This window comes from Streptomyces sp. NPDC053432 (assembly GCF_055585365.1).
Genome location: NZ_JBVJKF010000005.1, coordinates 307893 through 326248, shown reverse-complemented (window position 1 = coordinate 326248; position 18356 = coordinate 307893). Strand labels below are relative to the sequence as shown.

Below are 18356 nucleotides of genomic sequence, written 5' to 3'. Positions count from 1 at the left end.
GTGCGGTCGGTCGGGTGCGGTGGAGGGTCACTGGGCCTGAGGCAGCGGCTGGGACTGCGCCTGGATCGCGGTGATCGCCACGGTGGTGACGATGTCCTGCACGAGCGCCCCGCGCGACAGGTCGTTGACCGGCTTGCGCAGGCCCTGCAGGACGGGACCGACCGCGACGGCGCCCGCCGAACGCTGCACGGCCTTGTACGTGTTGTTGCCGGTGTTGAGGTCGGGGAAGATCAGCACCGTCGCCCGGCCGGCCACGTCGGAGCCGGGCAGCTTGGTCGCCGCGACCGAGGGCTCCACGGCCGCGTCGTACTGGATCGGGCCCTCGACCGCCAGGTCGGGGCGCTGCTCGCGGACGATCTCGGTGGCCTTGCGGACCTTGTCCACGTCGGCGCCCGAACCCGAGGTGCCCGTCGAGTACGACAGCATCGCGATCCGCGGCTCGACGCCGAACGCGGCGGCGGTGGCGGCCGACTGGACGGCGATGTCCGCCAGCTGCTCGGCGTCCGGGTCGGGATTGACCGCGCAGTCGCCGTAGACGAGGACCTTGTCGGCCAGGCACATGAAGAAGACGGAGGAGACGATCGACGCCTCCGGCTTGGTCTTGATGATCTCGAAGGCCGGGCGGATGGTCGCGGCGGTGGAGTGCACCGAGCCGGAGACCATCCCGTCGGCCAGGCCCTCCTGGACCATCAGGGTGCCGAAGTAATTCACGTCGGTGACCACGTCGTTGGCCAGCTCGACGGTCATGCCCTTGTGGGCGCGGGCCTTGGCGTAGTACTCGGAGAACCGTTCCCGCAGCGGGGAGTTCTCGGGGTCGATCAGCTGCGCTCCCGAGATGTCGATGCCGAGGTCGGCGGCCTTCTTCAGGATCGCCTGCTCCTCGCCCAGCAGCGTCAGGTCGCAGACCCCGCGGCGCAGCACCACGTCCGCGGCGCGCAGCACGCGCTCCTCGGTGCCCTCGGGCAGCACCACCCGGCGCCGCTCCGACCGGGCCCGCTCCAGCAGCCCGTGCTCGAACATCATCGGGGTGATCCGCTCCGACCGGGCCACCGACAGCAGGGCGCGCAGTTCCTGGATGTCCACGTGACGCTCGAACAGGCCGAGCGCGGTCTCCAGCTTGCGCGGGGTGGCCGAGTTCAACCGGCTCTGCAGGGAGAAGAGTTCGGCCGCGGTCGGGAAGCTGTTGCCCGCCACCGAGACCACCGGGGTGCCCGGCGCGAGCTTCGAGGCCAGCGTCAGGATGTCCTGCGTCGGGCGCTCGTTCAGGGTCAGCAGCACACCGGCGATCGGCGGGGTGCCCGAGGCGTGCGCGGCCAGCGCCCCCACGACGAGGTCCGAGCGGTCCCCCGGGGTGACGACCAGGCAGCCGGGGGTCAGGGCGTTCAGGAAGTTCGGCAGCATGGCGCCGCCGAAGACGAAGTCCAGCGCGTCGCGGGCCAGCCCGGCCTCGTCGCCGAGCAGCACCTCGCCGCCCAGTGCCCGGGTGATCTGGGCGACGGTCGGGGCGGACAGCGACTTGTCGTCCGGCAGCACGTAGCAGGGCACGGGGAGCCGGGCGGCGAGACGCCCGGCTATGACGTCGCGGTCCTCGGGGGCCACCCGGTTGACGACCATCGCGACGACGTGGCAGCCCAGGCTCTCGTAGGCACGGTAGGCGTTGCGGGCCTCGGCGCGGACGGCGTCGGCGGGGTGCTTGGTACCGCCCACCACGGGCAAGACCACCGCGCCCAGCTCGTTGGCCAGGCGGGCGTTGAGGGCGAGTTCGTCGGGGAGGTTGGTGTCCGCGTAGTCCGTGCCGAGCACGAGCATGACCTCGTAGTCGCGGGCCAGCCGGCTGTAGCGGTCGACCAGCTGCGAGACCAGCTCGTCGGTGCCCTTCTCCGCCAGGATCGCCGAGGCCTCCTGGTACTCCATGCCGTAGGCCGTCGCCGAGTCCTGGTCTATCCGGTAGCGCGCCTTCAGGAGCTCGAAGAGCCGGTCGGGTCCGTCGTGGAGCAGCGGACGATAGACGCCCACCCGTCCCGTCTGCCGGGTCAGGATCTCCATGATCCCCAGCTCGACGACCTGCCGGCCGTCACCCCGCTCGATACCGGTCACGTACACGCTGCGCGTCACGCGTGCTCTCCGTCCATGATGTAGCCGATTGACCCGATTGGTAGAGGCTTGCCCTCTTGACGATACCGCCGCGGACGGATAAGGCGCCCGCCAGGAAATGGCCCTGTCAGGGGGGTCGAAAGGCCTTTCCGGCGGAGCGGCCGGAAGCGCGCCCCACCCCGGGACCATGGAACAATCGGACACGCTTCACCACATACGCCCTTCATATCTACGGCCGGCCGGTCGCCCGCACGCGCCCGGTCGGACGACCAGGAGCAGGAGACACAGCACGATGCGTATCGGAGTTCTCACCGCAGGCGGCGACTGCCCGGGTCTCAACGCTGTCATCCGTTCGGTCGTACACCGGGCCCTGGTCGGCCACGGGGACGAGGTCATCGGCTTCGAGGACGGTTTCAAGGGTCTCCTCGACGGCCACTACCGCCCCCTCGACATCAACGCCGTCAGCGGCATCCTCGCCCGCGGCGGCACCATCCTCGGTTCGGCGCGCATGGAGCGCGCGCGGCTGCACGAGGCTGCCGAGAACGCGCAGGAGCTGGCCAAGCGGTACGGCATCGACGCGCTCATCCCGATCGGCGGCGAGGGCACCCTGACCGCCGCCCGGATGCTCTCGGACGCCGGAATGCCGGTGGTCGGCGTGCCGAAGACCATCGACAACGACATCTCCTCCACCGACCGCACCTTCGGCTTCGACACCGCCGTCATGGTCGCCACCGAGGCCATCGACCGCCTGAAGACCACCGCCGAATCGCACCAGCGCGTGATGGTCGTCGAGGTCATGGGACGCCACGCGGGCTGGATCGCCCTGGAGTCCGGCATGGCCGGCGGCGCCCACGGGATCTGCCTGCCGGAGCGCCCCTTCGAGGTGGACGCCCTGGTGAAGATGGTGGAGGAACGGTTCTCCCGCGGCAAGAAGTTCGCGGTCATCTGCGTGGCGGAGGGCGCGCACCCCGCCGAGGGCAGCATGCCGTACGAGAAGGGCGAGATCGACGCGTACGGTCACGAGCGCTTCGCCGGCATCGGCAACCGGCTCGCCACCGAGCTGGAGCACCGCCTCGGCAAGGAGGCCCGCCCGGTCATCCTCGGCCACGTCCAGCGCGGCGGCACCCCCACCGCATACGACCGCGTGCTCGCGACCCGCTTCGGCTGGCACGCCGTCGAGGCCGTGCACCGCGGCGAGTACGGCAACATGACCGCCCTGCGCGGCACCGACATCGTGATGGCCCCGCTGGCCTCCGCGGTCACCGAACTCAAGACGGTCCCCGAGCACCGCATGTACGAGGCCGAGTCGGTCTTCTGACCCCTCCCGGGTCCCCCGAACCTCCGGACCCCGGACCCCCGCCCCCCCCGGGTCCTTCGGCCCGCGGCCGGGACCCACGGCCCCGCTTCCGCAGCCGAACGGCCCCGGTCCCGTCCCTCTCCGGGACGGGACCGGGGCCGTTCGCAAGGGCCCGGATGTGTCCTAGGCCGCACCGCCCGCGAGGCTCCAGAAGCGGTCCAGGATGTCCGCGAGGTACTCCCGCCCCGCGTCGCCGCTCGCCGCGTCGCCGCCGCTGCCCCAGCTGAGCGTCGCCACCATCCGGGACTGGTACTCGGCGTGCAGCTGCTCCAGCACCCGCTCCAGGTGGCCCCGGGGTATCGGCAGCAGCTTGGTCAGCGGCTTCACGTACGCCTGCCAGCGGGTGGTCACCGCACTGCGCAGGGCGTCGGCGAGTTCCTCGTTCTTGCCGGTCGCGGTCAGGAACTGGGCCAGCGTCAGCCCCAGCACCGTCGCCAGCGCGGCGGACTGCCGCTCGTTGCCCTTCCAGCGCCCGGAGTCCTCCATCTTCTGGTAGGTGCCCGGCTCCACACCGATCCGCCGGGCCAGTTCCTCGGGGGCCAGCCCGCGCGCGAGCCGGTGCTCCCGCAGGGTGACGGGTTCGGCGAGCAGTTCCCCGGGCGAACACCACAGGACGCCCGCCAGAGCGGTGAGCTCGGCGGACGTGGGCGATATCTCGCCACGCTCCCACGCCATCACGGTCTCGGGCGCGACGACGAGTCCGTACTGGGCGTGAAGGCCGTAGGCGACGTGACCGGGTGCCATGCCCAGGGCCGCGCGCAGGCGGCGCGCGGCGGGGGCATTGAATGGTGGGCTGGATTGCACACGGCACACCGTAGAAGTGGCCAAGGCGCGGCGCCTACAGACCAAACAAACAAGCCCATAACTCGTAGGAAAGTCCTACGGAGTTAAGGGCTTTTGCCGGTCTGCGAGGCGACTGTCCGGTAATCGGGCGCTTGAAGATCCACTTCCGCATACGGTTCCAGGTCGAGCGCGTCCGCGCAAGGGCCATCACATCCCCTTCACGCGGGAACCACCGCCCCTTCCCCGGCGCACCACTTCCTTGCCTTGACCCCGACGTCAAGGAATAGCGTCGGGGCATGCGAATCGGCGAACTGGCGGAGCGGGCCGGGACCAGCACGCGGGCCCTGAGGTACTACGAATCGCGCGGGCTGCTGACCGCGCGGCGCAGCGGCAACGGGTACCGCACCTACGACGAGGACGACCTGCGCCTGCTGCGCCAGATCCGCATGCTGCAGGACTTCGGGTTCGAGCTGGAGGAGACCCGCCCGTTCGTGGACTGCCTGCGGGCGGGGCACCCCGCCGGGGACTCCTGCCCGGCCTCGCTGGCCGTCTACCGGCGCAAGCTCGCCGAGATGGACGCGCTGATCGGGCAGCTGGCCGACGTACGGGAGCAGGTCGCACGGCAGCTGGCCGAGGCCGAGGAGGCCGCCGGGCAGGCGGCGGGTCCGCGCTGCGAGATGACCGGCTGAAACGCGGGTGCGCGGCGCACCGAAGCGCGACCGCACCGAAGCGCGACCGCACCGCCGCGGCGAAGTGCTCAGCCGATGAACGCCGAAACCACACGAGAGGGGAAGACGACATGATCCGTGCCCACGGGGTGCCCGAGGTGACCGACGACGACTTCGAGGCCGAGGTGCTCGCAGAACGGGGCCGGCCCGTCCTGGTGGAGTTCACCGCGGACTGGTGCCCGCCCTGCCGGCAGCTCGCGCCCGTCCTGTCCGCCGTGGCCGCCGAGGAGGCCGGCCGGCTCAAGGTCGTGCAGCTCGACGTGGACAGCAACCCCGGTTCGGTCGCCCGGTACGGGGTGCTGTCCATGCCGACCCTGCTCGTCTTCCGTGACGGCGAGCCCGTCCGGCAGATGGTCGGGCTGCGCCCCAAGCGGAAGCTCCTCCAGGAGCTGGAGGAGGAGATGGCGAAGGCCGTTACGGCCTGAACCAGACCGTCGCCAGCGGCGGGAGCGTCAGGCGCAGGCTCGCCGGGCGCCCCTGCGCCGGCACCGGCTCGGGCCGCAGCGGTCGCGCGTGGTGGACGCCGCTGCCGCCGTAGAGCTCGTTGTCGGTGTTGAGGACCTCCCGCCACAGCGGAACCTCCTCCGGGACGCCGATCCGGTACCCGTGCCGGACCACCGGTGAGAAGTTCGACACCGCCAGCAGTGGCGAGCCGTCGTGCGCGTACCGCAGGAAGGCGAACACGTTGTCGTCCGCCGCGTCGGCCTCCACCCAGCCGAAGCCCTCCGGCACGGTGTCCCGCTCCCACAGCGCCGGCGTCGCCGTGTAGGTACGGTTCAGGTCGCGCACCAGGCTCCGTACGCCCCGGTGGTCACCGGCCGCCACGTACGAGTCGTCCAGCACCCACCAGTCCGGCCCGTGCACCTCCGACCACTCCGAACCCTGCGCGAACTCCTGCCCCATGAAGAGCAGCTGCTTGCCCGGGTGGGCCCACATGAAGCCCAGGTACGCCCGGTGCGCGGCCCGCTTCTGCCACCAGTCGTCCCCGGGCATCTTCGACACCAGCGAGCCCTTGCCGTGCACCACCTCGTCGTGCGAGATCGGCAGCACGTAGTTCTCGCTGAAGGCGTAGATCATCCCGAAGGTCATGTCGTGGTGGTGGTACTTGCGGTGCACCGACTCCTTCGACATGTAGCGCAGCGTGTCGTGCATCCAGCCCATGTTCCACTTCAGGCCGAAGCCCAGCCCGCCCGAGTCCGTCGGCCGGGTGACCCCGTCCCACGCCGTGGACTCCTCGGCGATGGTCACCACGCCCGGGCAGCGCCGGTACACGGTCGCGTTCATCTCCTGGAGCAGCGCCACCGCGTCCAGGTTCTCCCGCCCGCCGTGCTCGTTCGGCGACCACTCGCCCTCGTTTCGCGAGTAGTCGAGGTAGAGCATCGAGGCCACCGCGTCCACGCGCAGCCCGTCGACGTGGAACTCCTCGCACCAGTACACGGCGTTGGCGACGAGGAAGTTGCGGACCTCCTTGCGGCCGTAGTCGAACTCCAGCGTGCCCCAGTCCGGGTGCGCGGCCCGGCGCGGATCCTGGTGCTCGTACAGCGGCCGCCCGTCGAACTCCGCGAGCGCCCACTCGTCGCGCGGGAAGTGCGCCGGCACCCAGTCGACGATCACCCCGATCCCCGCCCGGTGCAGGGCGTCCACCAGGCAGCGGAAGTCATCCGGCGTGCCCATCCGCGAGGTCGGCGCGTAGAAACCGGTCACCTGGTAACCCCACGAGCCGCCGAAGGGGTGCTCGGCGACCGGCATGAACTCCACGTGCGTGAAGCCCAGCTCCTTGACGTACGCGGGCAGCTGATCCGCCAGCTGCCGGTAGCTGAGCCCCGGCCGCCAGGACGGCAGGTGCAGCTCGTAGACGGAGAACGGGGCCTGGTGGACGGGCCGGGAGCCGCGCGTCGCCATCCACTCCGCGTCCTGCCACACGTACCGGGAGGCGGTGACGACCGAGGCGTTCGCCGGGGGCACCTCCGCCGACCGGGCCATCGGGTCGGCGCGCAGGGTGTGGCTGCCGTCGGGGCGCGCGATGTCGTACTTGTACAGCGCACCCGCGCCCACGCCCGGCAGGAACAGCTCCCACACGCCGGAGGAGCCCAGCGAGCGCATCGGGTGGGCGACGGGGTTCCAGTACGAGAAGTCCCCGCTGACCCGGACGCCCTGGGCGTTCGGCGCCCACACCGTGAACCGGGTCCCGGAAACCCCCTGGTGCTCCATCGGCTCGGAGCCGAGGGCCTTCCACAGCTGTTCGTGGCGGCCCTCACCGATCAGGTGCAGGTCCAGCTCGCCGAGGGCGGGCAGGAACCGGTAGGGGTCGTGGACCTCGATCTCGTCGCTGTCGTAGGCGACCAGCAGCCGGTAGTCCGGCACTCCGGTGAGCGGCAGCAGCCCGGCGAACAGCCCGTCGCCCTCGTCGAGGAGTTCGGCGCGCAGCCCCTTGGCGATGACGGTCACCGTCTTGGCGTACGGGCGCAGCACGCGGAAGACCACCCCGCCGCGCTGGGTACGGGCGCCCAGCACGGAGTGCGGATCGTGGTGGCGGCCCTCCAGGAGCCGGGCCCGCTCCTCCCCGCCGAGCGCGGGCGCGGGCCGGACCCCGTGGGGCGGGGCGGCGCTGCGGGCCCGCGGGGCGCGGCCCTTCTTCGCCGGCGCAGCGGCCGGTACGGGTGCGGCGGCTTCGTCGCGGACGGTCGGTGACGGCTGTCGTGCGGCGCTCACGCGAGCGGCCTCCTCGGGGGCTTCGGATGGGGGGTGGTGCCCGGGGTGGGCGGGGGCATGCGGTGGGCGGGGGTGCCAGGGCCGGGCGGGGGCATGCGGTGGGCGGGGCGCTGCGGCTCCGACAGCCGGCGGATCGCTGCCATCGGGACGTGCAGCCAGTCGGGGCGGTGCCGGGACTCGTAGCGGGCCTCGTACACGGCCTTGTCGGTCTCGTACGCGCGCAGCAGGACCGGGTCCTCGCGCGGGTCGCGGCCGGTGGTGCGGGCGTAGCCCTCGCAGAACGCGGCCCGGCAGTCGTCCGCCCAGGCCGGGGCGAAGGGCCGGTGCGAGCGGGCCGCGTAGTCGAAGGAACGCAGTATCCCCGCGATGTCGCGGACGGCCGGTTCGGGGCGGCGGCGGTCCGCCAGCGGCCGGGCCGGCTCGCCCTCGAAGTCGATCAGCGCCCAGCCGCCGTCGGCGGTGCGCAGGGTCTGGCCCAGGTGCAGGTCCCCGTGGATGCGCTGGGCGGACACCCCGGTGCCCCGGGAGGCGGCCAGCGCGTCGAAGGCCCCGCGCAGCCCCGCCTCGTAGGGCCGCAGCGCCGGCACCTCCCGGGCGGTGGCCGCCAGCCGCGCCGTCATCCCCGCCGCCAGCCGGGCCGTCTGCTCCGGGCCGAGGGCGACGGTGGGCAGGGCCGAGGCGAGCGCGCTGTGCACCTCGGCGGTGGCCCGGCCCAGCGCGTACGCCTCGGAGGTGAAGTCCGCTCCCGCGCCGAGCCGGCGCAGCGCGAGCTGCCACCCGTCGTCGGAGCCGCGCAGGTACGGCTGGAGCACGCCCAGGGTCAGCGGTTCGCCGCCGGGCAGCGCGGCCTCGTACCAGGCGACGGGCGCCGGGACGCGGGTGCAGCCGGCGGCGGCCAGGGCCCGGGGCAGCTCCAGATCCGGATTGACCCCGGGGCCGACCCGGCGGAACACCTTCAGGATGTACGAATCCCCGTAGATCAGCGAGGAGTTGGTCTGCTCGCCGGACAGCGGCCGCGGCACGAGCCCGGCCGGGATCGGCGCGCCCGGGTCCCGGTCGAAGCCGAGCGGTCCGAGTGCGCCGGGGGAGCGCAACCGTTCCAGCAGCATCGCCGCGAGCCGGGGGTCGCCCAGCGCCTCGTACACCGCCCGGCCCCGGTACGGGCCGTCCTCGGCGTGCCCGATCAGGGCGGGCGCGAGGGCCGGGGGCAGCGGGGACGGGCGGATGCCCAGGAGGAGCTGGTAGCAGTCCCCGTCGACATCGAGGAGCAGGTGCAGCAGTCCGGGGATGGAGCCCGGCGGCAGCAGTTCGGCGGCCGAGACGGCCCTGAGCCTGGTGATGGTGCGGCCCTTGCCCGCGAACCAGCGTTGCGCGGGCAGCCAGGCCCGCAGCATCGGTTCCAGCGGGCCGATCCCGGCGGCCCGGTCGGCGGTCAGCCGGTTCCGGGCGGATGCAGCCTCCGACATGGCGTCGCGTCCTTTCCCCGGGCCGTCACAGAATGCGCAGAGTGTCCCGGATGTGCGGCAGTTGCTTCTCCGGTATGTGGGGGTGTCGGATCAGGATGATCCGTACAGGGGCGGGCGATTGACCCATCCGAGCCGCCCGCCCCGTACCGGGCCCTACTCGGCGCGCTGCTCGCCGCGCTGTTCCTTGCGTAGGCGGAACCAGTAGAAGCCGTGCCCCGCCAGGGTCAGCAGGTACGGCCACTCGCCGATCGGCGGGAAGCGCACGTCACCCGTGAGCTCCACCGGTACCCGCCCGTTGAACGACCGCAGATCCAGCTCGGTGGGCTGCGCGAAGCGGGAGAAGTTGTGCACGCACAGCACCAGGTCGTCGCCGAACTCGCGCAGGAACGCGAGCACCGCCGGGTTGGACGAGGGCAGTTCGGTGTACGAGCCGAGTCCGAAGGCCGGGTTCGCCTTGCGGACCTCGATCAGCCGGCGGGTCCAGTGCAGCAGCGACGCGGGCGAGGACATCGCGGCCTCGACGTTGGTGACCCGGTAGCCGTAGACGGGGTCCATGATGACCGGCAGGTTCAGCCTGCCCGGATCGCACGAGGAGAAACCGGCGTTGCGGTCCGGGGTCCACTGCATCGGCGTGCGGACGCCGTCGCGGTCGCCCAGCCAGATGTTGTCGCCCATGCCGATCTCGTCCCCGTAGTAGAGGACGGGCGAGCCGGGCAGCGACAGCAGCAGGGCCGTGAACAGCTCCATCTGCTTGCGGTCGTTGTCCAGGAGCGGGGCGAGCCTTCGCCGGATGCCGATGTTGGCCCGCATCCGCGGGTCCTTGGCGTATTCGGCGTACATGTAGTCGCGCTCTTCGTCCGTGACCATTTCGAGGGTGAGCTCGTCGTGGTTGCGCAGGAAGATGCCCCACTGGCAGCGGTCCGGGATCGCCGGGGTCTTGGCCAGGATCTCGGAGACGGGGTACCGGGACTCCCTGCGCACCGCCATGAAGATGCGCGGCATGACGGGGAAGTGGAAGGCCATGTGGCATTCGTCCCCGCCCTTCGTGAAGTCGCCGAAGTAGTCGACGACGTCCTCGGGCCACTGGTTGGCCTCGGCGAGCAGCACGGTGTCCGGATAGTGGGCGTCGATCTCGGCGCGGACCCGCTTGAGGAGCTGGTGGGTGCGCGGGAGGTTCTCGCAGTTGGTGCCCTCCTCCGCGTACAGGTAGGGCACGGCGTCGAGGCGGAAGCCGTCGATGCCGAGGTCCAGCCAGAACCGCAGCGCCGAGATGATCTCCTCCACCACGGCCGGGTTCTCGTAGTTGAGGTCCGGCTGGTGGGAGAAGAAGCGGTGCCAGTAGTACTGCTTGCGCACCGGGTCGTACGTCCAGTTCGACGTCTCGGTGTCGACGAAGATGATGCGGGCGTCCTGGTACTGCTTGTCGTTGTCGGCCCACATGTAGTAGTCGCCGTACGGGCCGTCCGGGTCCTTGCGGGACTGCTGGAACCACTCGTGCTGGTCGCTCGTGTGGTTCATGACGAAGTCGATGATCACCCGCATGCCGCGCTGGTGGGCGGCGTCCACGAACTCCACGAAGTCGGCGAGGTCGCCGAACTCGGGCAGTACGGAGGTGTAGTCGGCGACGTCGTAGCCCCCGTCACGCAGGGGCGAGGCGAAGAACGGGGGCAGCCACAGGCAGTCGACGCCGAGCCACTGGAGGTAGTCCAGCTTGGCGGTGAGCCCCTTGAGGTCGCCCACGCCGTCGCCGTTGCTGTCGTGGAACGAACGGACGAGGACCTCGTAGAAGACGGCCCGCTTGAACCAGTCGGGGTCGCGGTCCTTGGCGGGGGTGTCCTCGAAGGTGTCGGGGACGGGATCGTTGATCATCATGTGGTGGGTGACCCTCCGGTGGGCGGGGACGGTCGCAGGGCGGCCAGTACGTGCGCGGGTGTGCGGCCCGGTTCCAGGCGTACGTAGTTCGCCCTGCCCCAGTGATAGGTCTCGCCGGTGAGCTCGTCGCGCACCGCGAGGGACCCGTGCCAGTCGAGGCCGAGTACCGGCATGTCCAACGAGACCGTCGCCTCCTGGGTGTGGTGCGGATCGAGGTTGACGACCACCAGTACGGAATTGGCGCCCGCGTGCTTCGAATAGGCGATCACCTGTTCGTTGTCGGTCGAATGGAAGTGGATGTCACGGAGCTGCTGGAGGGCCGGGTTCCGGCGGCGCAGCCGGTTCAGCGAGGTGATCAGCGGGGCGATGGTGCGGCCCTCGCGGTCGGCGGCGGCCCAGTCGCGCGGCCGCAGCTCGTACTTCTCGGAGTTCAGGTACTCCTCGCTGCCCTCGCGCACCGGCTCGTTCTCGCAGAGCTCGTAGCCGGCGTAGACACCCCACGTGGGGGAGAGCGTGGCGGCGAGCACCGCGCGCACCTCGAAGGCGGGGCGGCCGCCCTTCTGGAGGTACTCGTGGAGGATGTCCGGGGTGTTGACGAAGAAGTTCGGCCGCATGACCGACGCCGAGGCGGTGTCGGCGAGCTCCCTCACGTACTCCGTGAGCTCGGCCTTGGTGTTGCGCCAGGTGAAGTACGTGTACGACTGCTGGAAGCCGATGGAGGCGAGCGCCCGCATCATCGCGGGCCGGGTGAAGGCCTCCGCGAGGAAGATGACGTCCGGGTCGGACTTGTTGATCTCGGCGATCACCCTCTGCCAGAAGACCACCGGCTTGGTGTGCGGATTGTCGACGCGGAAGATCCGGACGCCGTGCTCCATCCAGTACCGCAGGATCCGCACCGTCTCCTCGACGATCCCGGCCATGTCGGTGTCGAAGTGGACCGGGTAGATGTCCTGGTACTTCTTGGGCGGGTTCTCCGCATACGCGATCGTCCCGTCGGCGCGGTGGCGGAACCACTCCGGGTGCTTCTCCACCCACGGGTGGTCGGGGGAGCACTGGAGCGCGAAGTCCAGGGCGATCTCCAGACCCAGCTCGCTCGCGCGCGCGACGAAGGCGTCGAAGTCCTCGATGGTGCCGAGGTCCGGGTGGACCGCGTCGTGCCCGCCCTCCGTGGAGCCGATCGCCCAGGGCACGCCCGGGTCCCAACACCCCGCGGACAGCGTGTTGTTCGGGCCCTTGCGGAAAGTGGACCCGATCGGGTGGATCGGCGGCAGGTACAGCACGTCGAAGCCCATCGCGGCGATCGCCGGCAGCCGCTCGGCGGCCGTCCGGAAGGTGCCGCTGACCGGCGCCTCGCCGGGCTCGATCACCGCCCCCTCCGACCGGGGGAACATCTCGTACCAGGAGCCGAAGAGGGCCCGCTTGCGCTCGACCAGCAGCGGCAGCGGCTTGGAGGCGGTGACCAGCTCGCGCAGCGGCTTCTTCGCCAGGGCGGCGGCCACGTCCGGGTCGAGGGCCGCCGCGTAGCGGGCGGCCACCTCGGCCTCGTCGTCCCGCATCAGCTCGGCGGCGGCCAGCACCGCGTCGCGGCCGTCGCGCTTGGGGATCTTGGCGGCCGCCCGGGTGTAGAGCTCGGCGCCCTCCAGCAGGGTCAGCCCCGTGTCGATCCCCGCGGGGATCTTGACGGCGGCGTGCGCCCGCCAGGTGGCCAGCGGGTCGCTCCACGCCTCGACGGTGTACGTCCACCTCCCCTCGACCTCGGCGCAGACCCTGGCCCCCCACCGGTCGGTACCGGGGGCGAGCTCCCGCAGCGGCACGGGGGGCCGCAGCCGTCCGCTCGGATCACGGAGCACGACGTGCGCGGAGAGGGCGTCGTGGCCCTCGCGGAACACGGTGGCGGAAATCTCGAATACCTCGTCCACGACCGCCTTGGCGGGTCTGGCGCCGCAGTCGACGGCAGGGCGGACGTCCAGCACGGGAATGCGACCGATCATGATGGGATCACCTGGGGGCAGTTCGCAGGGCTCGGTGACAACAGGCCAGCCGGGATCGCGGCTGGTAGTGCACGCTCTGTTCGCTCTGTTTCTAGCCGCTCAAGAGACGGCTGGGCTGCGGGCATGGCCGCTCCTGTCCGCGTTCACTCGGGTGGCGGGGAGAGGTTGTGGGCGGGTGCGCCGTGCGTGTACGGCGCGTGCACCGTTTCGTGCGTCGCGCGTACCCGGGGAGCCCTTCCCACTCTCGCCCCGCCCAATCCGGGTGCTTGGTTAACTACTCGTACGTACTGGCACGGTCGATACCAAGAGCCGGGTCGACATCCGCCGATGCTCAGTCAAGTCGGTTCTGCCGCAGCGTCCGTGGGCGGCGCGCGGGGGAGAATGGCATGTCACCCCGAGGGGCGGGAGTGATCGATGTGGCGGGCGGGGGCCTTGGAAGATGTGGGCGAAAATGTCCTCGGCCGCGGTGCCGGCGGCGGACCCGTTCGAGCGGTTCGCCGACGTCATCGCCGACGAGCTGGTACCGACGCAGCTCCTCGACCCCGCGGCCGGCGGCTTCCGGGCGGAGTCCGGGGCGCTCGGTCTTGACCCGGCGATTTTGTCCACTTTCGAGTGCACGCCGTGCCAGCCGCGGCGTACACCCGCACAGGTCATCCTCCTGAACACCGCACACCCCCACAGGGCCGGGGCCAGGGGCGAGGACCGGGCCGTCCGCGACATCGTCATCCAGCTGCCCGGGAGCGAGCTGCCGCTCCTGTCCGACAGGGCGGACCGGCTGGTCGCCCGGCGGATCTCCGGCGACACCGGCATGGGCGCGATCCTGGCCGGATTCATGACCTCGCTGGAAACCCACGCCGCCGAATGCGGGCCCGCCGAGCGGAGCCGGTTGGGCCGGGTCGCCGTCGACCTGATCAGCGCCGTCCTCGGCGGGCACGGCGACGCGTACGACGCCCTGCCCGCCGAGACGCGGACCCGGAGCCTGATGGAGCGCATCGACTCCTTCATCGACCACAACCTCGGCGACCCGGGCCTGACGCCTCAGCTCGTCGCCGAACGCCACCACATCTCGGTGCGCCTGCTGCACCGGATGTTCCAGGACCGGCGGGAAGGCGTCGCCGCCTCCATCCGCCTGCGCCGCCTGGAACGCTGCCACGCCGACCTCGCCAGCCTCGAACTCCTCTCCCGCCCCATCGGTGCCATCGCCGCCCGCTGGGGCTTCGGCAACCGGGCGGCCTTCAGCCGCGCCTTCCGCGAGGCGTACGGCATCACCCCGAGCGAACGGCGCGCGCAGGCGGCGGCACCGGGACGCCATGGCCGGGAAGGAGAGTCCTCGCTAGCCTTCCGGGGGTGATGCGCGGGTGCACAGCGTGGTGCGGCCGCTCCGATCCGCAATCCCCTGCGAAGGTGGAACGTGTGAAGGCTATCCGTCGATTCACCGTACGCCCTGTCCTCCCGGAGACCCTGCTGCCGCTCTCCGACCTCGCGCGCAACCTGCGCTGGTCGTGGCATGCCGAGACCCGCGAACTCTTCCAATCCGTCGACCCCGAGGGCTGGCAGGCCGCCGGCGGTGACCCCGTCCGGCTCCTCGGCTCCGTCTCCGCCGCCCGCCTCGCCGAACTCGCCGCCGACCGGCGGTTCCTGCGCCGGCTCGCCGTCGCCGCCGCCGATCTCGATGACTACGTGAACGGCGGGAGGTGGTACCAGGGGCAGGAGAACGGCGCGGAGCTGCCCGCGGCGATCGCCTATTTCTCGCCCGAGTTCGGGATCACCGCCGCCCTGCCCCAGTACTCCGGCGGCCTCGGCATCCTCGCCGGGGACCACCTGAAGGCCGCCAGCGACCTCGGCGTCCCGCTCATCGGCGTGGGACTCCTCTACCGTCACGGCTACTTCCGCCAGTCGCTCTCCCGCGACGGCTGGCAGCTGGAGCACTATCCCGTGCTCGACCCCAACGAACTGCCCCTCTCCCTGCTGCGGGAGGCCGAAGGGGCACCCGCCCGGGTGTCCCTGACCCTGCCCGGCGGCCGCGCCCTGCACGCGCACGTCTGGCAGGCCCGCGTGGGCCGGGTGCCGCTGCTGCTCCTGGACTCCGACGTCGAGGACAACGACGCCGCGGCCCGCGAGGTGACCGACCGGCTCTACGGCGGAGGCAGCGACCACCGGCTGCTCCAGGAGATGCTGCTCGGGATCGGCGGCGTGCGCGCGGTCCGTGCGTACTGCGCGATCACCGGACACCCCGACCCCGAGGTGTTCCACACCAACGAGGGGCACGCCGGATTCCTGGGGCTGGAGCGCATAAGGGAACTGGAGCGGGAGCAGGGCCTCGGCTTCGAGGCCGCCGTCGAGGCCGTGCGCGCCGGCACCGTGTTCACCACGCACACCCCCGTCCCGGCCGGGATCGACCGCTTCGAGCGGTCCCTGGTCGCCCGGCACTTCGGGGAGGGCGGCGAACTCGCGGGCGTACCGGTCGAGCGCATCCTGGAGCTGGGGGCCGAGAGCTATCCCGGCGGCGATCCCGGCGTGTTCAACATGGCCGTGATGGGGCTGCGCCTGGCGCAGCGCGCCAACGGGGTGTCCACCCTGCACGGCGCGGTCAGCCGGGAGATGTTCGCCGGGCTGTGGCCCGGCTTCGACCCGGCCGAGGTGCCCATCACCTCGGTGACCAACGGCGTGCACGCCCCGACCTGGGTGGCCGCCGAGGTCGTCCGGCTCGGCGCCCGCCAGATCGGCGCGGGCCGCACCGAGGACGCCCTGTCGGTGGGCGGCTCCCAGCGCTGGGACGCCGTGGCCGAGATCCCCGACCAGGACGTGTGGGACCTGCGCCGGGTGCTGCGCGAACAGCTGGTCCAGGAGGTGCGCGACCGGCTGCGCGCCTCGTGGCGCCAGCGCGGGGCGGCCGACGCCGAACTGGGCTGGGTGGACTCCGTGCTCGACCCGGACGTCCTCACCATCGGCTTCGCCCGGCGCGTGCCCTCGTACAAGCGGCTGACGCTGATGCTGCGCGACCCCGAGCGGCTGCGCAGGCTGCTGCTGGACCCGGACCGCCCGGTGCAGATCGTCGTCGCGGGCAAGGCGCACCCGGCGGACGACGGCGGGAAGCGGCTCGTGCAGGAGCTGGTGCGGTTCGCGGACGACCCGCGGGTGCGCCACCGCATCGTCTTCCTGCCCGACTACGGCATGGCGATGGCGCAGAAGCTCTACCCGGGCTGCGACGTCTGGCTGAACAATCCGCTGCGGCCCCTGGAGGCCTGCGGCACGAGCGGGATGAAGGCCGCGCTGAACGGCTGCCTCAACCTGTCCGTGCTGGACGGCTGGTGGGACGAATGGTTCGAGCCGGACTTCGGCTGGGCCATCCCGACCGCCGACGGGCTCGGCGCGGACGAGGACCGGCGCGACCACCTGGAGGCGAACGCCCTCTACGAGCTGATCGAGGGCCGGGTCGCACCCCGCTTCTACGACCGGGCCGGCCGCACCGGGCTCCCCGTGCGGTGGATCGAGATGGTCCGGCGCACCCTCGTCTCACTGGGACCGAAGGTGCTCGCGGGGCGGATGGTGCGCGAATACGTGGAACGGCTCTACACGCCGGCCGCACTCGCCCACCGGGCCCTGACCCCCGAGGCGGCCCGCGACCTGGCCTGGTGGAAGGGCCGGGTCCGGGCGGCCTGGCCGAGGGTGGGCGTCGAACACGTGGAGGCGCTGGCCGCGGCTCCGGTCAACGGCACCGCCGAACTCGGCGCCACCCTCACCCTGCGCGTGCAGGTGTCGCTGGACGCGCTGAACCCCGAGGACGTCGAGGTGCAGGCCTTCGCGGGCCGGGTGGACGCGCAGGACGTGATCCGGGACGGGCGGAGCTTCCCGCTCAAGCCGGCCGCCGGGCCCGACATGGAGGGCCGCTGGGTGTACGAGGGCCCGCTCGCCCTCGACCGCACCGGTCCCTTCGGCTACACCGTACGGGTCCTGCCGGCGCACCCGCTGCTGGCGACCCCGGCCGAACTGGGCCTCGTCGCCGCCCCGGTGGCCACGGACGCGGGAGGCGGCGTAGTGCTGCGCTGACGCCCGCTGGTGCCGTGACCGGAAAGGTTCACCGGGTCGCGCTGCCCGGCACGGCATCTCGCCGCGTTGCCGGACCACGGCGGTACGTCCAGTACGAGCCGTGGCCTCCGCCTTGCGATGCACCGCACCGGACAACGCGACCCGGCAAACCTCTCCGGTCACGCCACTAGGGGGCGGGCGGCGGATCCACCAGCCGCCCGTCCTCCACGAGCATCCCGGCCCGTTTGACGCTGCGCAGGGCCGGGATGACCTCCACCTGCCCGACGCCGTCCACCGCACCGATCCGCTCGGTCAGGTACGTGTACAGGGCGTCGGTGTCCCGGCACACCACCACCGCCATCAGGGAGGCCGACCCGGTGACGGCCGCCGTGAAGGCCACCTCGCGGTGGCCCGCCAGCGCGGCCCCCACCTCCGCCAGCCGGGCCGGCGGGACGGTCAGCACCAGGGTCGCCTCCGCCTCGTAGCCGAAGAGCGCGGGGACGAACTCCACGTCGAAGAAGATCGCTTCGAGGTCCCGCAGCCGTTCCACCCTGCGCCGGGCGGTGGACTCCGACAGGCCGGCGGCCTGCGCCAGTTCCGCGTACCCGGCGCGGCCGTCGCGCCTCAGCACGGACAGCAGCGCGTGCTCGGACTCGTCCATGACGTACCGCTCGGGGGCCGGTCCCCCGGCCGGCGGCCGCCGCAGGGCGGCGATCTGGTCGGGGCGCAGCGCGTCCACGCCCACCCAGCCGTCGTGGCCCCCGAAGAACTTCCGCAGGATCGTGTGGGCACTGATGCCGGTCACCCGCCGGGTGCGCGGCAGCTTGTCCAGCAGCAAGGCGTCCCGGTCCTTGCGGGTCCGGGACCGGGTCATGCAGTGGATCTCCGTGCCGCCCGAGTTCAGGGTCACCCAGGCGATGTCCGGGCGGCGGGCGAGCGCCTCGGCCACCGGGAGCGCCACGTCCGGGGCGCACTGCACCCGCAGCCAGGACTCGAACAGGCCGACACGGCTGCCCGTCGGCAGACCGACGACCCGGACCAGGCCGGCGGTCCGCAGGCGCCGGTAGCGGCGCACGACGGTCTGGTCGGACACCTCCAGGACCTCGGCGAGGCGGCTGAAGGAGGCCCGGCCGTCGAGCGAGAGGGCCTGGACCAGCGACCGGTCGAGAGCGTCCAGCTCGGCCGGCTCCGTCGACTGCTTCTCCGTGACATTCACGGTTTCCATCATCCCAGAGCCCCACATGAGGGAAATCCGGCGGATCGGCAGGTGCGGGTGGGGCACGCGGGCGGAGCGCTGCCAGCCTGGGGTTCCCGGGGAGCCACC

The 18356-nt window shown here is 71.9% G+C and carries 12 protein-coding genes; 5 read left to right on the top strand and 7 right to left on the bottom strand.

Translation table 11 applies throughout. The features are described from left to right. Positions 1-27: 27 nt before the first annotated feature. Positions 28-2115 (bottom strand): phosphate acetyltransferase, encoded by a 2088-nt coding sequence (gene pta, locus ACZ6Y1_RS11815; protein WP_469626357.1) that lies wholly within the window; start codon positions 2113-2115, stop codon positions 28-30. A 271-nt stretch (positions 2116-2386) separates the two neighbouring features. On the opposite strand from pta, the gene ACZ6Y1_RS11810 reads away from it, so the two are divergent. Continuing rightward, a complete protein-coding gene (locus ACZ6Y1_RS11810) occupies positions 2387-3412 on the top strand; it encodes an ATP-dependent 6-phosphofructokinase (RefSeq protein ID WP_469626354.1) in 1026 nt (341 codons plus the stop codon). A 162-nt stretch (positions 3413-3574) separates the two neighbouring features. Here ACZ6Y1_RS11810 and ACZ6Y1_RS11805 read toward each other — a convergent pair whose 3' ends face one another. Further along, entirely contained in the window at positions 3575-4264 is a 690-nt protein-coding gene (locus tag ACZ6Y1_RS11805; RefSeq protein WP_469626351.1) for a helix-turn-helix domain-containing protein, read from the bottom strand. 266 nt (positions 4265-4530) lie between these two features. Between ACZ6Y1_RS11805 and ACZ6Y1_RS11800 the strand changes: the two genes are divergently transcribed. Next, a complete protein-coding gene (locus ACZ6Y1_RS11800; protein WP_469626347.1) occupies positions 4531-4923 on the top strand; it encodes a MerR family transcriptional regulator in 393 nt (130 codons plus the stop codon). 110 nt (positions 4924-5033) lie between these two features. After that, positions 5034-5387, top strand: coding sequence for a thioredoxin family protein (locus ACZ6Y1_RS11795; RefSeq protein ID WP_469626344.1), 354 nt, complete (start codon positions 5034-5036; stop codon positions 5385-5387). Here ACZ6Y1_RS11795 and glgB read toward each other — a convergent pair. The 4 genes from glgB to ACZ6Y1_RS11775 form a co-directional block, all read right to left on the bottom strand. Further along, on the bottom strand, positions 5377-7674 hold the full coding sequence (glgB, locus tag ACZ6Y1_RS11790; RefSeq protein ID WP_469626341.1) for a 1,4-alpha-glucan branching enzyme: 2298 nt from the start codon (positions 7672-7674) through the stop codon (positions 5377-5379). The two genes, ACZ6Y1_RS11795 and glgB, sit on opposite strands and share 11 nt — an antisense overlap. Continuing rightward, a complete protein-coding gene (locus tag ACZ6Y1_RS11785; protein WP_469626338.1) occupies positions 7671-9140 on the bottom strand; it encodes a maltokinase N-terminal cap-like domain-containing protein in 1470 nt (489 codons plus the stop codon). The genes glgB and ACZ6Y1_RS11785 overlap by 4 nt, the downstream gene beginning before the upstream one ends. Before the next feature lie 153 nt (positions 9141-9293). After that, positions 9294-11012: a maltose alpha-D-glucosyltransferase gene (treS, locus tag ACZ6Y1_RS11780; RefSeq protein WP_469626336.1), complete on the bottom strand. Its 1719-nt coding sequence runs from the start codon at positions 11010-11012 to the stop codon at positions 9294-9296. Next, on the bottom strand, positions 11009-13003 hold the full coding sequence (locus tag ACZ6Y1_RS11775; protein ID WP_469626333.1) for an alpha-1,4-glucan--maltose-1-phosphate maltosyltransferase: 1995 nt from the start codon (positions 13001-13003) through the stop codon (positions 11009-11011). The genes treS and ACZ6Y1_RS11775 overlap by 4 nt, the downstream gene beginning before the upstream one ends. A 451-nt stretch (positions 13004-13454) precedes the next feature. On the opposite strand from ACZ6Y1_RS11775, the gene ACZ6Y1_RS11770 reads away from it, so the two are divergent. Both ACZ6Y1_RS11770 and glgP read left to right on the top strand, forming a co-directional pair. Next, positions 13455-14354 (top strand): helix-turn-helix domain-containing protein, encoded by a 900-nt coding sequence (locus tag ACZ6Y1_RS11770; protein WP_469626330.1) that lies wholly within the window; start codon positions 13455-13457, stop codon positions 14352-14354. A gap of 62 nt (positions 14355-14416) precedes the next feature. After that, complete coding sequence (gene glgP / locus ACZ6Y1_RS11765) at positions 14417-17053, top strand: alpha-glucan family phosphorylase (RefSeq protein WP_469626327.1); 2637 nt, start codon at positions 14417-14419, stop codon at positions 17051-17053. A gap of 166 nt (positions 17054-17219) precedes the next feature. Here glgP and ACZ6Y1_RS11760 read toward each other — a convergent pair whose 3' ends face one another. Beyond that, the gene (locus ACZ6Y1_RS11760; RefSeq protein WP_469626324.1) at positions 17220-18248 is read right to left on the bottom strand and encodes an Lrp/AsnC family transcriptional regulator; all 1029 of its coding nucleotides are present in this window, start codon (positions 18246-18248) and stop codon (positions 17220-17222) included. Positions 18249-18356: the final 108 nt, after the last annotated feature.